The sequence below is a fragment of the Aphanothece microscopica RSMan92 genome (genome assembly GCF_046613545.2).
Classification (GTDB): Bacteria; Cyanobacteriota; Cyanobacteriia; order PCC-6307; family Cyanobiaceae; genus NIES-981.
In genome coordinates this window covers 1-1102 of the sequence record NZ_JBKKKY020000205.1, presented here as the reverse complement: position 1 = coordinate 1102, position 1102 = coordinate 1, and the positions used below count along the sequence as shown (strand labels likewise).

The 1102-nt window shown below is 73.1% G+C and carries 2 protein-coding genes; both read left to right on the top strand.

What is annotated here, in order from left to right; translation table 11 throughout:
- Positions 1-663, top strand: a 663-nt coding sequence (locus tag ACLD7X_RS16995; protein ID WP_411424868.1) for a DegT/DnrJ/EryC1/StrS family aminotransferase, incomplete at its 5' end; no start/stop codon positions are given.
- The gene (locus ACLD7X_RS16990; protein WP_411424867.1) at positions 660-1094 is read left to right on the top strand and encodes a histidinol dehydrogenase; all 435 of its coding nucleotides are present in this window, start codon (positions 660-662) and stop codon (positions 1092-1094) included. The genes ACLD7X_RS16995 and ACLD7X_RS16990, both read left to right, overlap by 4 nt.
- Positions 1095-1102 lie beyond the last annotated feature (8 nt).

Sequence of the window (1102 nt, the reverse complement as noted above, 5' to 3'; positions counted from 1 at the left end):
TGGGGGCTGGCGGGGTGCTTCTCGACCCAGGGGTACAAGCACCTGACCTCGGGCGAGGGGGGGCTTCTGGTCACGTCGGATGCGGGAGTCGCGGCGCGGGCCACCATCCTGTCGGGGTCCTACATGCATTACGCCCGTCACGGTGCGGGCCCGGACGAGGCCGCCTTTGCGCAGGCCCGCTATGACATGCCCAACTGTTCGGCCCGGATGGACGCGCTGCGTGCCTGCCTGCTGATCGACCAGCTGGCCACGCTGCCCGACCGGGTGGCCCGCTGGCGCGACCTCTATCGCGCGGCCGAGGCCGGGCTGGCGGGCTTGCCCGGCCTGCATCTGCCGCAGCGTCCGCAGGCCGAGGATTTCGTGGGCTCGTCGATCCAGTTCCTGCTGCCGGGCGACTGGGACGGCGCGCGGGCGGGTGCGCTGGTCGCGGCCTGCGGCGCGCGCGGCGTGGTGCTGGCATGGTTCGGGGCGGACGAGCCCCACGGGTTCACCAGCCGCTTCGACAGTTGGCGCTATGCCCCGCAGGCCGACCTGCCGCGCACGCGGGCGATCCTGTCGCGGCTGTGCGACATGCGCCTGCCGCTGACCTTCGATGCGCAGGACGTCGCCACGGTCACCGCCATCATCGGGCAGGAATACCGCGCGCTGGGGGGGCAGGCATGACCGTGGAATGGGTGAAGCGCCCGGCCCTTGTGGCCGAAGGGCAGGATGCGGCGCTGGCGGCGCAGGTCTCCGCCCTGCTGGCCGAACTGGAAAGGGGACGCGAGGATGCGGCCCTGCATCTGGCGCGCCATCTGGACGGATGGGATGGCCCGGTCGAGGTGACGGCCGACCGTATCGACGCAGGCGCTGCCCGCGTGGCCCCCGATCTGGCCTGCGCAATGGACTGGGCGCAGGCCAACATCGCCACCTTCGCCCGCGCCCAGCGCGCCAGCCTGCACGAGACCGAGGTCGAACTGCGCCCCGGCCTTGTGGCGGGCCAGCGCATCATCCCGGTGGGGGCGGCGGGCTGCTATGTGCCGGGCGGGCGCTACGCGCATATCGCCTCGGCGTTGATGACGGTGACGACCGCCCGCGCGGCCGGGGTGGCGTAGGTCGCCGC

Excerpts from the sequence above, each read along its gene's own strand:
- ACLD7X_RS16990 (WP_411424867.1), top strand. The coding sequence starts at position 660 with ATGACCGTGGAATGGGTGAAGCGCCCGGCCCTTGTGGCCGAAGGGCAG.